General features: G+C 44.5%; 18 protein-coding genes. 11 read left to right on the forward strand and 7 right to left on the reverse strand.

The genetic code is table 11. The features are described from left to right. The first annotated feature begins 115 nt into the window (after positions 1 to 115). The 7 genes from DN53_RS02685 to DN53_RS02715 are packed head-to-tail and all read left to right on the forward strand — an operon-like array spanning position 116 to position 5,906. Entirely contained in the window at positions 116 to 889 is a 774-nt protein-coding gene (locus tag DN53_RS02685; RefSeq protein WP_116218151.1) for a ParA family protein, read from the forward strand. After that, positions 890 to 1,798, forward strand: coding sequence for a ParB/RepB/Spo0J family partition protein (locus DN53_RS02690; RefSeq protein ID WP_129652870.1), 909 nt, complete (start codon positions 890 to 892; stop codon positions 1,796 to 1,798). It abuts the gene before it with no gap. Beyond that, positions 1,791 to 2,447, forward strand: coding sequence for a DUF5683 domain-containing protein (locus DN53_RS02695; protein WP_242502051.1), 657 nt, complete (start codon positions 1,791 to 1,793; stop codon positions 2,445 to 2,447). The genes DN53_RS02690 and DN53_RS02695 overlap by 8 nt, the downstream gene beginning before the upstream one ends. A 3-nt stretch (positions 2,448 to 2,450) precedes the next feature. Beyond that, the gene (gene dapB / locus DN53_RS02700; RefSeq protein ID WP_129652871.1) at positions 2,451 to 3,152 is read left to right on the forward strand and encodes a 4-hydroxy-tetrahydrodipicolinate reductase; all 702 of its coding nucleotides are present in this window, start codon (positions 2,451 to 2,453) and stop codon (positions 3,150 to 3,152) included. A 48-nt stretch (positions 3,153 to 3,200) separates the two neighbouring features. After that, on the forward strand, positions 3,201 to 4,943 hold the full coding sequence (gene lepB / locus DN53_RS02705; protein ID WP_129652872.1) for a signal peptidase I: 1,743 nt from the start codon (positions 3,201 to 3,203) through the stop codon (positions 4,941 to 4,943). Between the two features lie 29 nt (positions 4,944 to 4,972). Continuing rightward, the gene (locus DN53_RS02710) at positions 4,973 to 5,605 is read left to right on the forward strand and encodes a WbqC family protein (protein ID WP_129652873.1); all 633 of its coding nucleotides are present in this window, start codon (positions 4,973 to 4,975) and stop codon (positions 5,603 to 5,605) included. Then, positions 5,598 to 5,906 (forward strand): DUF6122 family protein, encoded by a 309-nt coding sequence (locus DN53_RS02715; RefSeq protein ID WP_129652874.1) that lies wholly within the window; start codon positions 5,598 to 5,600, stop codon positions 5,904 to 5,906. Before DN53_RS02710 ends, DN53_RS02715 begins: the two co-directional genes overlap by 8 nt. On the opposite strand, the gene DN53_RS02720 is transcribed toward DN53_RS02715, so the two are convergent. The 7 genes from DN53_RS02720 to DN53_RS02750 all read right to left on the reverse strand — a co-directional run bounded on the left by DN53_RS02720 (position 5,895) and on the right by DN53_RS02750 (position 12,061). Then, positions 5,895 to 6,926 (reverse strand): endonuclease/exonuclease/phosphatase family protein, encoded by a 1,032-nt coding sequence (locus tag DN53_RS02720; protein ID WP_129652875.1) that lies wholly within the window; start codon positions 6,924 to 6,926, stop codon positions 5,895 to 5,897. The two genes, DN53_RS02715 and DN53_RS02720, sit on opposite strands and share 12 nt — an antisense overlap. 3 nt (positions 6,927 to 6,929) lie before the next feature. After that, a complete protein-coding gene (locus DN53_RS02725; protein WP_129652876.1) occupies positions 6,930 to 7,793 on the reverse strand; it encodes a rhomboid family intramembrane serine protease in 864 nt (287 codons plus the stop codon). Between the two features lie 3 nt (positions 7,794 to 7,796). Next, positions 7,797 to 8,531 carry a rhomboid family intramembrane serine protease gene (locus DN53_RS02730; protein WP_129652877.1) on the reverse strand — a complete coding sequence of 245 codons (735 nt, stop codon included), beginning with the start codon at positions 8,529 to 8,531 and terminating at the stop codon, positions 7,797 to 7,799. Further along, the gene (gene mutL, locus DN53_RS02735; protein ID WP_129652878.1) at positions 8,532 to 10,373 is read right to left on the reverse strand and encodes a DNA mismatch repair endonuclease MutL; all 1,842 of its coding nucleotides are present in this window, start codon (positions 10,371 to 10,373) and stop codon (positions 8,532 to 8,534) included. After that, positions 10,373 to 10,657 carry a riboflavin synthase subunit beta gene (locus DN53_RS02740; RefSeq protein ID WP_116218161.1) on the reverse strand — a complete coding sequence of 95 codons (285 nt, stop codon included), beginning with the start codon at positions 10,655 to 10,657 and terminating at the stop codon, positions 10,373 to 10,375. Before DN53_RS02740 ends, mutL begins: the two co-directional genes overlap by 1 nt. Before the next feature lie 156 nt (positions 10,658 to 10,813). After that, positions 10,814 to 11,296: a 6,7-dimethyl-8-ribityllumazine synthase gene (gene ribH / locus DN53_RS02745; protein ID WP_129652879.1), complete on the reverse strand. Its 483-nt coding sequence runs from the start codon at positions 11,294 to 11,296 to the stop codon at positions 10,814 to 10,816. Positions 11,297 to 11,299: 3 nt separating this feature from the next. Then, the gene (locus DN53_RS02750) at positions 11,300 to 12,061 is read right to left on the reverse strand and encodes a tetratricopeptide repeat protein (RefSeq protein WP_129652880.1); all 762 of its coding nucleotides are present in this window, start codon (positions 12,059 to 12,061) and stop codon (positions 11,300 to 11,302) included. A gap of 126 nt (positions 12,062 to 12,187) precedes the next feature. On the opposite strand from DN53_RS02750, the gene recF reads away from it, so the two are divergent. The 4 genes from recF to DN53_RS02770 all read left to right on the forward strand — a co-directional run bounded on the left by recF (position 12,188) and on the right by DN53_RS02770 (position 15,821). After that, on the forward strand, positions 12,188 to 13,267 hold the full coding sequence (gene recF, locus DN53_RS02755; RefSeq protein WP_129652881.1) for a DNA replication/repair protein RecF: 1,080 nt from the start codon (positions 12,188 to 12,190) through the stop codon (positions 13,265 to 13,267). Between the two features lies 1 nt (position 13,268). Then, positions 13,269 to 13,691, forward strand: a complete 423-nt coding sequence (locus DN53_RS02760) for a hypothetical protein (protein ID WP_129652882.1) — start codon at positions 13,269 to 13,271, stop codon at positions 13,689 to 13,691. Next, complete coding sequence (locus DN53_RS02765) at positions 13,691 to 13,987, forward strand: DciA family protein (protein ID WP_129652883.1); 297 nt, start codon at positions 13,691 to 13,693, stop codon at positions 13,985 to 13,987. Before DN53_RS02760 ends, DN53_RS02765 begins: the two co-directional genes overlap by 1 nt. A gap of 115 nt (positions 13,988 to 14,102) precedes the next feature. Then, positions 14,103 to 15,821 (forward strand): BspA family leucine-rich repeat surface protein, encoded by a 1,719-nt coding sequence (locus DN53_RS02770; protein ID WP_129652884.1) that lies wholly within the window; start codon positions 14,103 to 14,105, stop codon positions 15,819 to 15,821. Positions 15,822 to 15,832: the final 11 nt, after the last annotated feature.

Below are 15,832 nucleotides of genomic sequence, written 5' to 3' on the forward strand. Positions count from 1 at the left end.
AATATAACTTTAACTTTCTTTAACGCAGATTGGTATGGTTATTCACCCACTGTTAACAAAATACATTTTTTAGCATCTTAAATAATCGTATTTTTAGCACCTAACTTACTATGAAATGGGCAAGATTATTGCTATTGCAAACCAAAAGGGCGGTGTGGGCAAAACCACCACCACGGTAAACCTTGCAGCCTCCCTTGGTGTATTGGAAAAGAAAGTGTTGTTGATTGATGCCGACCCCCAGGCAAATGCGACTTCCGGTCTTGGTATCGATGTGGACTCCGTTGAACACGGCACATACCAACTCTTGGAACATACCATGCCCGTGGAAGATGTGATCATCCAGACCGATTCCCCAAATGTGGATCTGGTACCTGCACATATTGATTTGGTGGCCATTGAGATAGAACTGGTGGACAAGGACAACAGGGAATACATGCTGAAAGAGGCCCTCAAAAACTTGGGCGATCGTTATGACTTTGTTTTGATCGACTGTGCCCCATCTCTGGGACTACTGACCCTAAACGCACTTACCGCAGCAGATTCAGTTATGATTCCGATTCAATGCGAATATTTTGCATTGGAAGGTCTTGGGAAACTATTGAACACGGTAAAAAGTGTCCAGAAAATACATAACAACGATTTGGATATAGAAGGCATGTTATTGACCATGTACGATTCAAGGTTACGCCTATCCAACCAAGTCGTGGAAGAAGTGAAGAAACACTTCGCCGATATGGTCTTCGATACCATTATACAGCGAAATGTAAGGCTGAGTGAAGCACCCAGTTATGGCGAGAGCATCATAAAATATGATGCCAGCAGCAAGGGTGCCTCAAATTATCTTAACTTGGCCCATGAAATTTTGAAGAAAAACAAGGAGAAAGTTTAAATGGCGAAAGCAACCAAAAAACAGGCTTTGGGTAGAGGCCTGTCCGCTCTATTGAAAGACCCCGAGAACGATATCCAATCGGTTGGGGACAAAAATGCGGACCAGGTCATAGGCAATGTTGTCGAACTGGATATAGAATCCATTGAGGTAAACCCTTTCCAGCCACGATCCAATTTTAATGACGAAGCTTTGGAAGAACTGGCCAGTTCCATCCGCGAACTGGGCATTATACAGCCCATTACGGTTCGGAAGTTGGATTTCAACAAATTCCAATTGGTTTCAGGGGAGCGTCGTTTCCGTGCCTCCAAATTGGTTGGGCTCGAGACCATTCCTGCTTATATACGCATTGCCAACGATCAAGAGTCCTTGGAAATGGCCTTGGTGGAAAACATCCAACGCCAGGACTTGGACCCCATCGAGATTGCCCTCTCCTATCAGCGGCTTATCGATGAAATCCAGATTACCCAAGAAAAATTGAGTGACCGCGTGGGGAAGAAACGTTCCACCATTACCAATTACCTTCGCCTTTTAAAACTACACCCCATTATCCAAACTGGAATGCGGGACGGTTTTATCAGCATGGGACATGGAAGGGCCCTGATCAATATCGAAAAGAAAAAGGAGCAGATTGCCATATATGAGAAAGTGGTCTCCGATGGCCTTTCGGTACGGGATACTGAACAACTCGTGAAATCACTCAAGAATCCGCAAGGCGATTCGGGAGAAAAGAAACCAAAATCATCCAAGGAAACCCCCGGATTTGTTTCCAAAGGTATGGACGAGCTCAAGGAATACCTTTCTACCAAGGTAGACATTACCTCATCCCAAACGGGGAAGGGCAAAATTGTAATTCCCTTTCATTCGCAAGAGGAATTTCAGCGTATAAAAAAATTATTGACAGGTGAATAAAAACCTATTCTTCTTGTTGTTTTCCATGCTGTGCCTGTATTCGGGTTTTGCCCAAGAAGAAGGCGAGACGGAAGATGCGGAACAACCCCATCCTTCCGAGATCGACTCCTTGGCACAAAATCTGGAGGGTGCAGGAATCACGCTTGAGGAAGTCACCTACGAAAAGAAGAAAATCAACCCCCTTGCCCCCAGTAAAGCTGCATTCTATTCTGCCGTGTTCCCGGGACTGGGACAGATCTACAATAAACGATATTGGAAAGCACCCATTGTGTGGGGTGCCCTAGGGACCGCCATCTATACCTATTCGTTCAACAACACCGAATACAGGGGGGCGCGGGATGCCTTTAAAAGAAGATTGGCCGGGTTCACGGATGACGAATTTTACGACATCAATGGAGATGGCGAAGGCCCTGACGTGTCTGACGAGGCCCTACAGGATGCCCAAGAGCGCACCCAGCGCAGCAGGGACCTTTCCTTGGTTATTACCATTGCCCTTTATGCCCTGAACATTATAGATGCCAACGTGGACGCGCACCTAAAGCAATATAACGTTGATGATGATCTTGCGGTTGATTTTAAACCCTATCTGGATATAAACCCCTTTACCCAGGAGCCAAACTATGGCATGGCCCTGGTCATTAAATTTTAAACTATGAACATTGCTCTCTTTGGTTATGGGAAAATGGGAAAAATGATTGAGCAAATTGCCCAAGACAGAGGACATACCATCGCTGCAAAGATAGATGTGGACACCAAGGAAATCCCCTATGACAATATGGATGTTGCCATAGATTTCAGTACGCCCGAAGCTGCATTCGACAATATTACCGGTTGTTTTGAAAATGGTGTCCCCGTAATTTGTGGCACCACTGGTTGGCTGTCCAACTACGAAAAGGCCATTGATATCTGCAACAAAAACCAAGGGGGCTTTATCTATGCCTCTAATTTCAGTTTGGGAGTGAACATCTTTTTTGAGCTAAATGCCCATTTGGCCAAAATTATGTCCGGGTTGGAACAATACAACGTTTCCATGGAAGAAATCCATCACACTCAAAAACTGGACGCCCCAAGTGGCACGGCCATTACGTTGGCGGAAGGCATCATTGCCAACACCAACTATAAGGGTTGGAAACTGGACCAAACCGATGAAGGCACCATCCCGATCACATCCAAACGGGAAGGCATGGTTCCCGGCACGCACAGCATATCATATGATAGCGCGGTGGACTCCATAGAAATAAAACATACGGCCCACAATCGCGAAGGCTTTGCTTTGGGAGCGGTTATTGCTGCAGAATGGATACAGGGCAAATCAGGTATCTTCACCATGAAAGATGTGTTAAACCTGTATTAAAAAACGTAACAACAATAAAGACATTAAGTCTTACAAAGAAACTTTTATATGAGCGGTACACAATGGATCATTTTTATATTGATCATCCAAATCATCCATTTTTTGGGTACATGGAAACTTTATGTAAAAGCAGGACGTAAAGCTTGGGAAGCTGCTGTTCCCGTCTACAATGCTGTCATTTTGATGAAAATCATCAACAGACCTTGGTGGTGGGTTTTGCTGTTGTTCATTCCTATTATCAATCTCTTGATGTTCCCCGTGGTATGGGTAGAGACCATCCGTAGTTTTGGGAAAAATTCGCTATTGGACACTTGGTTGGTGATACTGAGTCTTGGGTTCTACACTTACTACATCAATTATGCGGAAGATGTTAGCTATATTGAAGACCGCAGTCTTAAACCACGAACCGGCCTTGGCGAATGGGTCAGCTCCATAGTCTTTGCCATTGTGGCGGCCACTTTTGTACATACTTATTTTATTCAACCTTATGTGATTCCCACCGGATCATTGGAACGCACCTTGCGTATCGGTGATTTTCTGTTCGTGAGCAAGTTCCATTATGGAGCAAGGATCCCCATGACCACTTTGGCGGCCCCAATGGTGCATGACACACTTCCCGGTATGAAAAAGAGGTCGTACTTGGCCGATGTAAACCCGGAAACCTATAAAACTTCTTGGATCAACAAATTGCAGTTGCCCTATATGCGCATCCCCGGCTTTCAAAAGGTCAAGAAAAACGATATTGTGGTCTTTAGCCTGCCCTCGGATACCCTCTACCAATTTTTTAAAGCCGAAAAAGCGGTAAAAAAACCCATCGACAAAAAGTCCAACTATGTAAAACGATGTGTAGGTACCCCTGGGGATTCTTTGCAGGTCATCAACGGCTATGTCTATATCAATGGGGAAAGGCTTCAGCTATCCGATCGGGCCAAGCCTATGTATAATTATGACATCTATGCCCAGAACGGTGTATCCAGCAGACTATTGGAGGAAGTAGATGCCTCAGATTATCTGAGAACCTATATTTCCGGAAACCTCAACCAGAATCAGTACAACGCCTTGGCTCCGTTTGTCTTGGGAGCCAATAGGACACAAGATGGCAAAATAGAGCTTGTTACCGAGGAAAAAGGAATCCCCACTGAAGTCATCCGTCAGTTGAGATTATCCTTGACGGAAGAAAAACCAAGATCTCGCGTTGCAAATCTAACCGATGAAATGGTAGCCCAACTACGGGAGAACCAAGCCATAGATTCTGTAATCAAAACCGACGATGGAAAAGGGGTCTATATGGGCGCCTTCCCACAAAAACCCAACCTATACCCTTGGAACAATGACAACTTTGGGCCGATCTATATTCCCAAAGCAGGAACGACCGTGGAAATCAACTCCAGGACCATCCCATTGTACAAAAAAATCATCCGGGACTACGAGCACAATGATGTAAAGGTCTCCGGACAAAAGGTGCTCATCAATGGAGAAGAGGCCAATTCCTATACATTCAAACAGGATTATTATTGGATGATGGGAGATAACAGGGACCATTCCGAGGACAGTAGGACTTGGGGCTATGTACCGGAAGACCACATAGTGGGCAAACCTGTTTTTCTATGGATGAGCTTTGACAACTTCAACGAGGGAATATCCAACTGGAAGCCGCGTTGGGACCGTATTTTCACAACGGTAGGGGGCAGCGGGCAACCCATTTCCTATTTCAAATATTTTGTAGGCCTTATCGTAGTATGGGTCCTGTTTGATTTTATCAACAAACGAAGAAAGAAAAAGACAGAGTAACACACCCTGTCGCGCAAAACACCACGTTCTTGAAACTTGTACTGCATCCATCCTATTTCCCCTGTATAGCCACGTTTTCTGCCATGGTCCAGAACGATGTGGTCTGGGAAAGGCACGATAATTTTCAAAAACAGACCTACCGGAACCGCTGCTATATTTGCACTGATCAAGGGAAGCACATGCTCAACATCCCCATTAAACATGTGGGGGACCATGAAGGAAGACAAAAATATGCCGAAGTGGAAATGGACAACAGCTATCCGTGGAAGAAAATCCATTGGCGCACTTTGGAAACCGCTTACAGGACCTCTCCCTTTTTTGAGTTTTACGAAGATGACCTAAGACCTTTGTTTGAGGGAAAGGATACCTCATTGTTTCAATTCAACCTAAAGGCCATTCACATCCTTGGCGATTGCTTGGGAATGGAAATTCCAGCCGAGCAAACCAATACATACGAAGTTACCCTTTCACAAAACGAGGATGCCCGATTTCTGGTAAATGCCAAAAAAGAAATGGCCATGGAACTGGATGCATATCCACAGGTCTTTGATGACCGGCATGGGTTTATCCCCAACCTAAGTATTTTGGACCTCTTGTTCAATGAGGGTACCAATGCCCTATCCTATTTAAAAGAGCAATCCTTGGAGTTTTTGCATGCTTAGACATTTCATCCATTATGGCCTCCATTTTTTAGTGCCCTTACTCATTGCGCTTTTGTTTTTTAAGGACAATAGGCTCAGAGTGGCCATTATCCTTTTGTTGGGAATTATAATTGATGTAGACCACCTATGGGCAGAACCATTGTTCGACCCCAATCGATGTAGTATCGGATTTCATCCCCTACATAGTTATTGGGCTATTTTGGTGTATGCGGCCCTACCATTTTTTAAACCCACCCGAATCATTGGCCTAGCTTTACTTCTCCATATTTTTGCGGATACAATGGATTGCCTACTGATTTGACTTAAGCTGTAAGGTAGCCATCACGGGATAGTGGTCGGACAGTTTTTCATTGAAATTTTGGTGGGCCAGTATCTCAAAATCCGAATCAGCCAAAATATAATCTATGCGAATGGGGAACCCGAAAAGGTTATAGGTTCGGCCAAAGCCATTACCTTTTTCCAAAAAGGTATCTCGCATATCGCCCCTAATATTTCGATAGATATTGGAATGTTGGGTATTGTTGAAATCACCAGTTACAATTTTTTCATAGGTACTTCCCTGCATATCTTCCCGAATCAACTGTGCCTGCTCGTATTGTTTTAACATGGCCCTATTGGATATCTTCAAAAGTTTTGCAGACTCAACACGTTTTATGGTATTCATCTCAGGAACTATTCTAAACGATTGCAAGTGCACATTGTATACCCTTACAGTATCCTTATCATAAACTATGTCTGCATATATTGCATTGTTTGAAGTATTTGGAAAATCCAAAGACTTTCCCATTACAATGGGGTATTTAGAAAAAATGGTTTGATACGACCTTCCGTTCGGCCATGGTGTTGAGAAACTATAAGGATAATATTTGAACAGTGGAGCTTTAATACTCCTAAACTCCTGGAAACATAATATATCAGGGTCCTGTTCTTTAATAAAGGTCAAAATCTCATTATCCAGTTCAGTATTCTTGATCCATCCATATTTATTAAAATTTCTAACATTAAATGACATGACCGATAAAATACCGTTCCCTGAATTATTTACCTGTTGACTTTCCGGAAGTTGAAAAAATGACTCTGAACCAATACTCCATAGCAACAATAATCCCGACATGAAAAAAAGATTCTTTCTTCTGATGAGCCAATAGAGTACAAAAAATAAATTCACCAGTACCAATAAAGGGACTATCAAACTAAGAACAGATATTGTAGGCATGAGAGTGACAGGAATATATGGCACCATAAAGGAAACCAGTGTCAACACAAAAAAAACAGTATTGACCCAAAAGATTATCTTATCAAAAAAAGAAAGTTTCTTCATCTATCAATCTTCCTTGCCTGCTTTAAACAAAAAGTCCTTTTCCTCTTTGGAAAGACTTTCATACCCAGACTTGCTTATTTTATCCAAAATGGAATCGATTTTTTTCTGCCGGGCCAACTTATCATAGTCACCGGAGCGTTTCCCCGAGGTATCTTTTTTGTACACCGTTTTCATGGGCGCTTTTTTCTCCCGTGGCTTAAAAAGCTGGGCAATGGCCTCCCTAAACCTTGTGAAACCCGCTCCAATGTCTTTTCCGTTCAACAGCTGTCTGGCATACACATACCCTAAAAGGGCTCCTCCCAAATGCGCCAGCCTGCCCCCCACATTTCCTCCGTAGGGTATTTGGATCAAATCAACCAAGACAAAGAACACACCCACATACCATAATTTGACATTGAAGAAAATCACTCGGACTTCTTGATTGGGCATATACGCACAGATAAAAATAAGCACGGCTGTGACTCCTGCCGAAGCTCCGATCAATGCCGTGTTGGTATGCAACAAGGTTGGAAAAACATTATAGCTCAAGAGAAAAACAATCCCTCCTATAATTACGCCCAAAAAGTATACATTCAGGAAACGCTGGTTGTCAAAAAGGTTCAAAAAAATCCTTCCGGTGAAGTAGAGCATGAGCATATTCCAAAAAATATGTCCCAATCCCGCATGAAAAAAGGAATAGGTGACCAAGGACCAAGGTTGGCCAAAAAACTCCAAGAAGTCCTTGGGTAAATGGAACCATTGCGAAACCGAATGACCCAGCAAGGCCGTGGAAAGTCCATCAAGGATAAAAATCAGCACATTGATGGCGATGAGCTTTTCGGCAATGTTCAACCGAGCAAATTGATATTGTAATCCGCCGTTTGCCATAACCTAGTCCCAACGATTATTGTTAAACTGGTTCTTTTTCCAGTACCACATCATGATAAACCCGATCAATGCCCCTCCAATATGGGCAAAGTGCGCTACTCCTGTATTCACATTGCTGATACCGAAAATTACATCCCCTGCAATCAACAAGGGTACAAAATATTTGGCCTTGATTGGTACTGGGAGAAATATGAGCATCAATTTGGCTTCGGAATACATAAAGGCAAAAGCCACCAAAACCCCATAAATGGCCCCGGAAGCTCCAACAGCGGGAACATTATAGGCCGACAGAAAACTATCAATCGTGCTTTTGGAGGCCAGATTGTACCAGTCAGGACTGTACTGCCCTGCAGATATGATATCCATAATCTGTGTTCGGGCCAAACCTGCACTTTCCAATGCATTCAGCCCTTCATTAAAGAAATAATAATTTACCCCGGTATGCAAAGCTGCGGAGCCCAAACCGGCCGAAAAGTAAAAGAATAGAAATTTATTACGGCCCCAAACCCGTTCCAAAGGGGTTCCAAAGGCCCAAAGCGCATACATATTGAACACAATATGCATTAGGTTGCCATGCATGAACATGTGGGAGCCTACCTGCCACCATTCGAAATTACTGTTCTTTGGAAACCAAAGGGACATCCATTGGTACATTTGGTCCCCGTACAATTGTGTGGCAAAAAACATGATCACATTAATGATCAATAAGTGTTTTACCGCTTCGGTCATTCTACCCATCTAACTAAATTTTTTATCGATATCCCCTTCGGAGATAATGGTGTATGTCAATTTTTGAAACGGACTCAAGGTCGGTTCCTTACAGGCAAACAAATTGTTCACCAAGGCCAACTGGGATTCTTGGTCCAAGAGTTCCCCTGTTTTCACGGCCAGGTTCTTGGAAAGCACCTTGGCCAAGACTTCAGCTTGGGAGACAGTACCTTCGTTAAATCCTTCTGCATAGTCCGCGATCAAACGATCCAATACCGTGCCAATCCCACTTTCCGGCACCATCAAGGGCACCCCTGTCAGTTTTACAGTCTCTTCCTCCAAACTTTCAAAGGCAAAACCAATATTTGTCAGGCTATCCTTGATTTCCCTCAATATCCCCAATTCTTGCGGATTGAAGGTAAGCTCCAACGGAAACAACAGCTGTTGGCTCACCCCTTCCTTGACCGTGATCTCCCCCAAAAACTTTTCAAAAAGAATCCGTTCGTGCGCCCGGTTCTGGTGAATGACCAGCATTCCGGACTTGACCGTGCTCATCACAAATTTACGCCGTAGTTGGAACGTGGTGGCTATGTGTTCGCCAACCCCATCATCATCATACAAACTTGTCTGTGCATCACTGTCCGATTCAATGGCCACACTACTAAAGTTATCCGTGTCCACCTCTTGATCTAGACCTTCATACAGGTTTTCCCAGCCTTTGGAACTGGTTCTTTGAAAGCCTCCACCACTTTTTCGCTCTTTCTCCTGAAAGGGATTGAATGTGGCATCTACCGTTACTTTGGGCAAAACCGCCCCTTTCTCCTTGTACGCATAAGGTGTATCCAAGTTGGGGTCATGGTCAAAATCCAATACCGGGGCCACATTGAATTGTCCCAAGCTATGCTTTACGGTAGACCGCAGTATGGCGTAGAGTGTATTTTCATCATCAAACTTCACCTCTGTTTTGGTAGGATGGATATTGATATCGATGGAAGACGGGTCTACCTCCAAATAAATAAAATACCCGGGATAGGTATCCGGTTTGATGAGCCCTTCAAAAGCTGCCACCACCGCGTGGTGCAAATATGGGCTTTTGATAAAGCGATCATTGGCAAAGAAGAACTGTTCGCCCCTACTCTTCTTGGCAAATTCGGGTTTACAGATGAAACCAGAAATCTTTACCACTTCGGTTTCCTCGTTCACGGGTACCAAGCGATCTTCCATGCGACTCCCAAAAATATGGGCTATGCGCTGACGGGGTTTGCTTTTGGGCAAATTAAAAATTTCCGCTTCATTGTTGTAAAAATGGAACTCGATGTTGGGATGCACCAAAGCCACTCTGTGAAACTCATCTGTAATATGCCGTAATTCCACCTGATTGGATTTCAGGAAATTCCGTCGAGCGGGGATATTAAAAAATAGGTTCTTTACCGATATAGAGGTGCCCTGGGGTGTGGCCACCACTTCTTGGGAGACAATCTTGCTTCCTTCTATCTTTATGTGGACCCCCACCTCATGGGTTTGGGTACGGGTCTGCATATCTACATGGGCGATGGCCGCAATGGAGGCCAATGCCTCTCCCCGAAACCCTTTGGTATGCAAGTTGAACAAATCCTGTGCCGATGAAATCTTGGAGGTGGCATGCCGTTCAAAGGACAGCCGGGCATCGGTCTCGCTCATCCCCATCCCATCGTCCACCACTTGGATCAATGCCTTTCCTCCATCCTTTACAATCAGTTTTACCGTGGTGGCCCCTGCATCAATGGCATTCTCCATAAGTTCCTTGACCACCGAGGCCGGACGTTGGACCACTTCCCCTGCTGCAATCTGGTTGGCAACATGGTCCGGTAAAAGTTTAATGATGTCCGTCATTAGGGATTTAGGAATATGGATAAATCAAAGTCGATCACAAAAAGGAACAACAGTACCAAAATGGCCACAATAACGAGAAAACGAAGCTTCATGTTCTTATCACCTTCCATTTTTAGATCTTCCTTGGCCGAACCGATTTTGTTCAATAGCCCCCTCTGCGTATGTGCGGTACTTCGAAATTTATCTAGTTTGTGTTCTATTTTATACGGATTGCCCTCGCCCTTGTAGTAGCGCGGCGAGTAACTGAACGATTTATTCTTTTTAAGTTTAAAAGGATTTCGCATGGCATTTGTATCCGTGTAACCTCAAAGGTACTTAAAATAGAAAAAAAGGATCAGGGGATGCTCCCAAAAAATGTTAACAAGAAAACACAAGCCCAAGTTCAAGAACCAAGAGCAGATATGGTATTTTGTACTTGAACTTGTACTTGAAAGTTCACATTACCTTCCCAAAACAGCCATCTGAATAGCAGCAATGGCTGCTTCCGTACCCTTGTTTCCATGTCGGCCACCACTACGGTCTTGGGCCTGTTGCAAGGTATTGTCGGTCAATACGCAGAAAATCACGGGAACATCGTAGGCTACGTTCAAATCCTTGATGCCTTGGGCCGTGGCACTACATACAAAGTCAAAATGACTGGTCTCGCCACGGATGACGCTCCCAATGGCAATAACGGCATCCACCTGTTGGTCCGTTATCATTTTTTTGCAGCCAAAGGTCAGCTCAAAGCTTCCGGGGACGTTCCAACGAACCACATTTTCGGGCAACGCACCACAGTCTACCAAAGCGTCTTGCGCACCTTGGAAAAGAGCCTCAGTGATTTCATGGTTCCATTCAGAAACAACAATCCCAAACCGAAGTTGCTTCGCATTTGGGATTTTAGTCTTATCGTAAACGGATAGGTTTTTGTTCTCGGTGGCCATAGGTTAGTTTTTGGCCAATCCGATAAGTGCGTCTATGCCTACTCCTTCCGAGGATTTGGGATAGTCTGACTTGATACGCTCAAAATAACCAAGTGCTTTACTTTTCTGGTCCAACTCAAGGGCTGCAACCCCTGCCTTGTACAAAAATCTTGGTGTAGTGAACTCATTCTCGCTATGGGCGATGGCTTTTTCGTAAAAGTCCAAGGCGTCCTCGGTTTGGTTCAATTGGGAAAATGCATCCCCAATACCTCCTTTGGCCATGGCTCCCAATACGGCATCATCCGAAGAAAAGTTCTCCAAATGTGCAATGGCCTCCTGATATTGCTGTAGGTTCAAATAGGTCATCCCAGCAGAATACTCCGCCAAGTTGGCCGCTTTGGTACCGCTGTATTCCTCAATGATGTCCAAAAATCCATATTTCCCTTCGGCACCGTTCAATGCTTTGGTAAAAAGGGAATCCTTTTCAGTTTCGCTGGCCAGGGCTTGATCAAAATATTGCTGTGGATAAAAAAGCTCATTGGCCGCAGTGGCCTCTTTGGGCTTCTGGATGAACTGGTGGTATCCCAAGTAGGCCAATACCCCCAATGCAATGGCACCAATGACCCCCAAAATATAGTTTTGGTTCTGTTGTACCCATGCCTCGGTCTTGGAAGCACTCTCGTCCAGCGTGTTGAACACCTCTGCCGTTGTACTGTCCTGTTCTTCAACTTGGGCTTCCTCTGCCTTGTTTTTGGGTTTAAAGCCTCTTCTCTTGTATGTTGCCATGCGTCATTTTATTGGTCGGGCAAAAATAAAGTTTTTATCCAAAATCAAAAGGCAATTTATTCGTTATTTTTGGAATCTTTAACCGGTCCGCAAAATCACAGAACCCTTTTGGTCCCATAAACGTTTATGTTTTTAAGACATTTATCCTTAGTGAATTACAAAAACTTCGATTCCAAGACCTTGGATTTCGACCCTGTGATCAATTGTCTTGTGGGCGATAATGGGGTGGGAAAGACCAACATCTTGGACGCCATTTACCACCTCTGTTTCGGGAAAAGCTACTTTAATCCCGTAGCTACCCAGAACATCAAGCACGACACGGATTTTTTTGTGGTGGACGGGGAATTTGAAAAGGAAGGTAGAACCGAAAAAATCATTTGCAGCTTCAAAAAAGGAACCAAAAAAGTCATCAAACGAAACGGGAAGGCCTATGAAAAGTTTTCGGAACACATTGGCTTTTTGCCCTTGGTGATCATATCGCCATCGGACCGGGACCTTATTTTGGAAGGCAGTGATACCCGAAGGAAGTTCATGGATGGGGTGATTTCGCAATCCGATAAAGCTTATCTACAGACCCTCATCAAATACAACAAGGTGTTGACACAGCGGAATTCCTTGCTGAAGTATTTTGTGGCCAACCACACCTTTGACCCCAACACCCTGGCCATCTACAATGAGCAATTGCACAATTTGGGTACCGAGATCCACAAGAAACGGGTAGCTTTCATTGACTCGCTTATCCCGATATTCCAAAAGCAGTACGCCCATATTTCCGAGAAGGACGAACAGATCACCCTCTCCTATGAAAGCCAACTTTCCGAAGAGAATCTTCTGAACTTACTGGAAAAGAATATTGATAAGGACCGTGCCCTGCAATACACCAGTGTGGGCATCCACAAAGACGATCTGGATTTTACCATTGGCGGACATCCCATCAAAAAATTCGGAAGTCAAGGCCAACAGAAATCCTTTTTGATCGCCCTGAAATTGGCACAGTTCCATTTTATCAAGCAGCAGGCAAGCACCACGCCCATTTTGTTGTTGGATGATATTTTTGACAAGCTGGACGAAAGCCGGGTCTCCCATATCGTAGGCCTTGTCAAGGATGATAATTTCGGACAGATCTTTATCAGCGATACCCATGCGGACCGCACCGAAAATGTGGTCAAGAACATTCACCAGAGCTATAAAATATTTACCTTGTAATATGGCGCGGATTCTATTTTTTCTTTCAATTTTGATGGTATGGGGATGCCAAGAAAGCTCCATTGCCAAAGAAGATCTAAGATATCTCAACGGGTATTGGGAAATCGCCGAAGTGCAATTCCCCGATGGCTCCAAAAAAGAATACGGCGTAAACCCTACCATTGATTTTATCCAACTGGAAAATGGAACAGGATTCCGTAAAAAAATGCAACCCCGTTTTGATGGCACCTACAAAACTTCCCATGATGTGGAACTACTCACCGTTAGCCAAGTGGACGCCATTTTTGTCCTTCGCTATTCCAGTGAATTCAGTGATTGGGAAGAAACCTTGACACAGGTGGACTCCACCTCCTTCTCCGTAGTGAACCAAGAGGGTGTCACCTACTCCTACAAACGCTTTGAACCCATTAAAATCCCAAAGTAATGGCCAAAAGACACAATTCCCATCTGCCCCTAAGCGAAGCCCTGAACGAGTTTATCAAGGAAAATAAGCTCCAAAAAGGGATGGACAAGGTAGATGCCCGTGAAGCTTGGTCCCGATTAATGGGCAATGGGGTAAACAACTATACCATCGCGGTGGAACTCAAAAACGAGACCCTTTTTGTGTCCCTATCCTCTTCTGTGCTCCGCGAAGAACTGAGCCTCGGCAAAAGCAAGATCATTGCCATGATCAATGAGGAACTCGGGAAGGAATTGGTAAAAAAGTTGGTGTTACGGTAAAAAACCATCGTTTCTTTTCTTCATCCGTCAATTCAAACGGGGCATCCGTCAATTCATCGCCCTAATTGAAACCTTAAAGCTGGATATTGGAGGTTTAACCCTTAATCCAGCTATTATGAAATTGAAAAGTCTACTTTATTTGTGTCTTTTTGTTGTGGCAGTGGTGTCCTGCGGCAAGGAAGATACCCCCGACCCACCAGCCGACACCAATACCGCCCCGAACATCAATGCCCAAAGCTTTACCGTGAGCGAGGACAAGACCACTATCGGTACCGTTCAAGCGGATGACGATGATGGAGATGCCCTACAGTTCTCCATCAAGACCAATGACAATGGTCTTTTCGCCATCAACACCCAAAACGGCGCCCTAAGTCTGGCCGAAGGTAAAAGCTTGGACTTTGTCACCGCAGCCCAACATTCCATTACCGTGGGCGTGGACGACGGCGAGCTCAGCGCCGAGGCCACCATCACCATAAACGTGACCAAAATGAACCTAGCGCCTGAAGGCGAACAAAACCAATCCTTTGAAGTCAATGAGAGCATTACCCAAAATGATCTTGTTGGAGCCATTGCAGCTACGGATCCCGAAGAACAACCACTCACCTATGAGATCACCACCAATGACAATGACCTTTTTGTGATCAATGCAAACGGGGAACTGAACCTTGCCCCCGGCAAAAACTTGGATTATGAAACTGAAGGGTCCCATTCCATTACGGTGCAAGTGAGTGATGGTAGCCTAACCTTGGACGTGGCTGTTACCATAACGGTGGCTGATGACAATGTTCCCATGAAGGACGAAGCCGCTTCCTTCATAATCACTTGGCAGGATGACGGCATGGACTCGGCCTATTTGGGATTGAACCCTGACTATGATACCTATGATTTTATCATAGATTGGGGCGATGGTACCAAGGAAAAATACTCAGGAAGCCAAGAGAACAACGTCATAAAACACGATTATACAACCGCGGACACCTATTTCATTGCCATACAGGGTACTTTCCCTGCACTACAAATGTCACAATCAACAGTGGACAACAACAACAAGCTCATGAGCATTGAGCAATGGGGCTCCATTGCTTGGCAAAGCATGAACCATGCTTTTAAGGATTGTGCCGACATGGTGCACAATGCCACCGATGTGCCCGACCTAACCCATGTTACAGACATGACCGGTATGTTTTATAACACCCTGAACTTTAATGGAAACCTTGGTGGTTGGAACACCAGCACTATCACCAACATGGATAGCATGTTCTTCAATGCGCAATTTTTTGTTGGCGATGGCCTGGATGATTGGGATACCCAAAATGTGACCAACATGCAAAACATGTTTGACCATTGTAAGTCTTTCAATGCAAACATAAGTGGCTGGGATACTGGCCAAGTGACCACTATGGAAAGTATGTTTGCAGAGGCATTTTCCTTCAACCAAGATTTGAGCAACTGGGATACCGGTGAGGTTACCAACATGAATTATATGTTCGTCGGCGCATTCCTCTTTAACAGTAACATAGTTGGATGGACCACCCATAAAGTTCAAACCATGGTTGGGATGTTTTTGGGCGCCACTGCTTTTAGCCAATTTCTTGAGGCCTGGAACATTAGCAATGTTACGGATATGACAAATATGTTTACTGGTTCAGGCATGTCCCCGGACCAATATAGTACCTGTTTGGTTGAATGGAGCAAAATAGTTGTACAACCCAATGTTCCATTGGGAGCCACAGGGGTTTTACACTGTGATGCCCCAGTGGTTGATACAGCTAAACAGACCTTACAAGACCAAGGCTGGATCATTACCGATGAAGGACCAACACCCTGTAATTAACACCACCTCTG

The sequence above is a fragment of the Flagellimonas olearia genome (genome assembly GCF_004150225.1).
Lineage (GTDB): Bacteria > Bacteroidota > Bacteroidia > Flavobacteriales > Flavobacteriaceae > Flagellimonas > Flagellimonas olearia.

Excerpts from the sequence above, each read along its gene's own strand:
- DN53_RS02685 (WP_116218151.1), top strand. The coding sequence starts at position 116 with ATGGGCAAGATTATTGCTATTGCAAACCAAAAGGGCGGTGTGGGCAAA.
- DN53_RS02690 (WP_129652870.1), top strand. The coding sequence starts at position 890 with ATGGCGAAAGCAACCAAAAAACAGGCTTTGGGTAGAGGCCTGTCCGCT.
- dapB (WP_129652871.1), top strand. The coding sequence starts at position 2,451 with ATGAACATTGCTCTCTTTGGTTATGGGAAAATGGGAAAAATGATTGAG.
- lepB (WP_129652872.1), top strand. The coding sequence starts at position 3,201 with ATGAGCGGTACACAATGGATCATTTTTATATTGATCATCCAAATCATC.
- DN53_RS02715 (WP_129652874.1), top strand. The coding sequence starts at position 5,598 with ATGCTTAGACATTTCATCCATTATGGCCTCCATTTTTTAGTGCCCTTA.
- DN53_RS02720 (WP_129652875.1), bottom strand. The coding sequence starts at position 6,926 with ATGAAGAAACTTTCTTTTTTTGATAAGATAATCTTTTGGGTCAATACT.
- DN53_RS02725 (WP_129652876.1), bottom strand. The coding sequence starts at position 7,793 with ATGGCAAACGGCGGATTACAATATCAATTTGCTCGGTTGAACATTGCC.
- DN53_RS02730 (WP_129652877.1), bottom strand. The coding sequence starts at position 8,531 with ATGGGTAGAATGACCGAAGCGGTAAAACACTTATTGATCATTAATGTG.
- mutL (WP_129652878.1), bottom strand. The coding sequence starts at position 10,373 with ATGACGGACATCATTAAACTTTTACCGGACCATGTTGCCAACCAGATT.
- DN53_RS02740 (WP_116218161.1), bottom strand. The coding sequence starts at position 10,657 with ATGCGAAATCCTTTTAAACTTAAAAAGAATAAATCGTTCAGTTACTCG.
- ribH (WP_129652879.1), bottom strand. The coding sequence starts at position 11,296 with ATGGCCACCGAGAACAAAAACCTATCCGTTTACGATAAGACTAAAATC.
- DN53_RS02750 (WP_129652880.1), bottom strand. The coding sequence starts at position 12,061 with ATGGCAACATACAAGAGAAGAGGCTTTAAACCCAAAAACAAGGCAGAG.
- recF (WP_129652881.1), top strand. The coding sequence starts at position 12,188 with ATGTTTTTAAGACATTTATCCTTAGTGAATTACAAAAACTTCGATTCC.
- DN53_RS02760 (WP_129652882.1), top strand. The coding sequence starts at position 13,269 with ATGGCGCGGATTCTATTTTTTCTTTCAATTTTGATGGTATGGGGATGC.
- DN53_RS02765 (WP_129652883.1), top strand. The coding sequence starts at position 13,691 with ATGGCCAAAAGACACAATTCCCATCTGCCCCTAAGCGAAGCCCTGAAC.
- DN53_RS02770 (WP_129652884.1), top strand. The coding sequence starts at position 14,103 with ATGAAATTGAAAAGTCTACTTTATTTGTGTCTTTTTGTTGTGGCAGTG.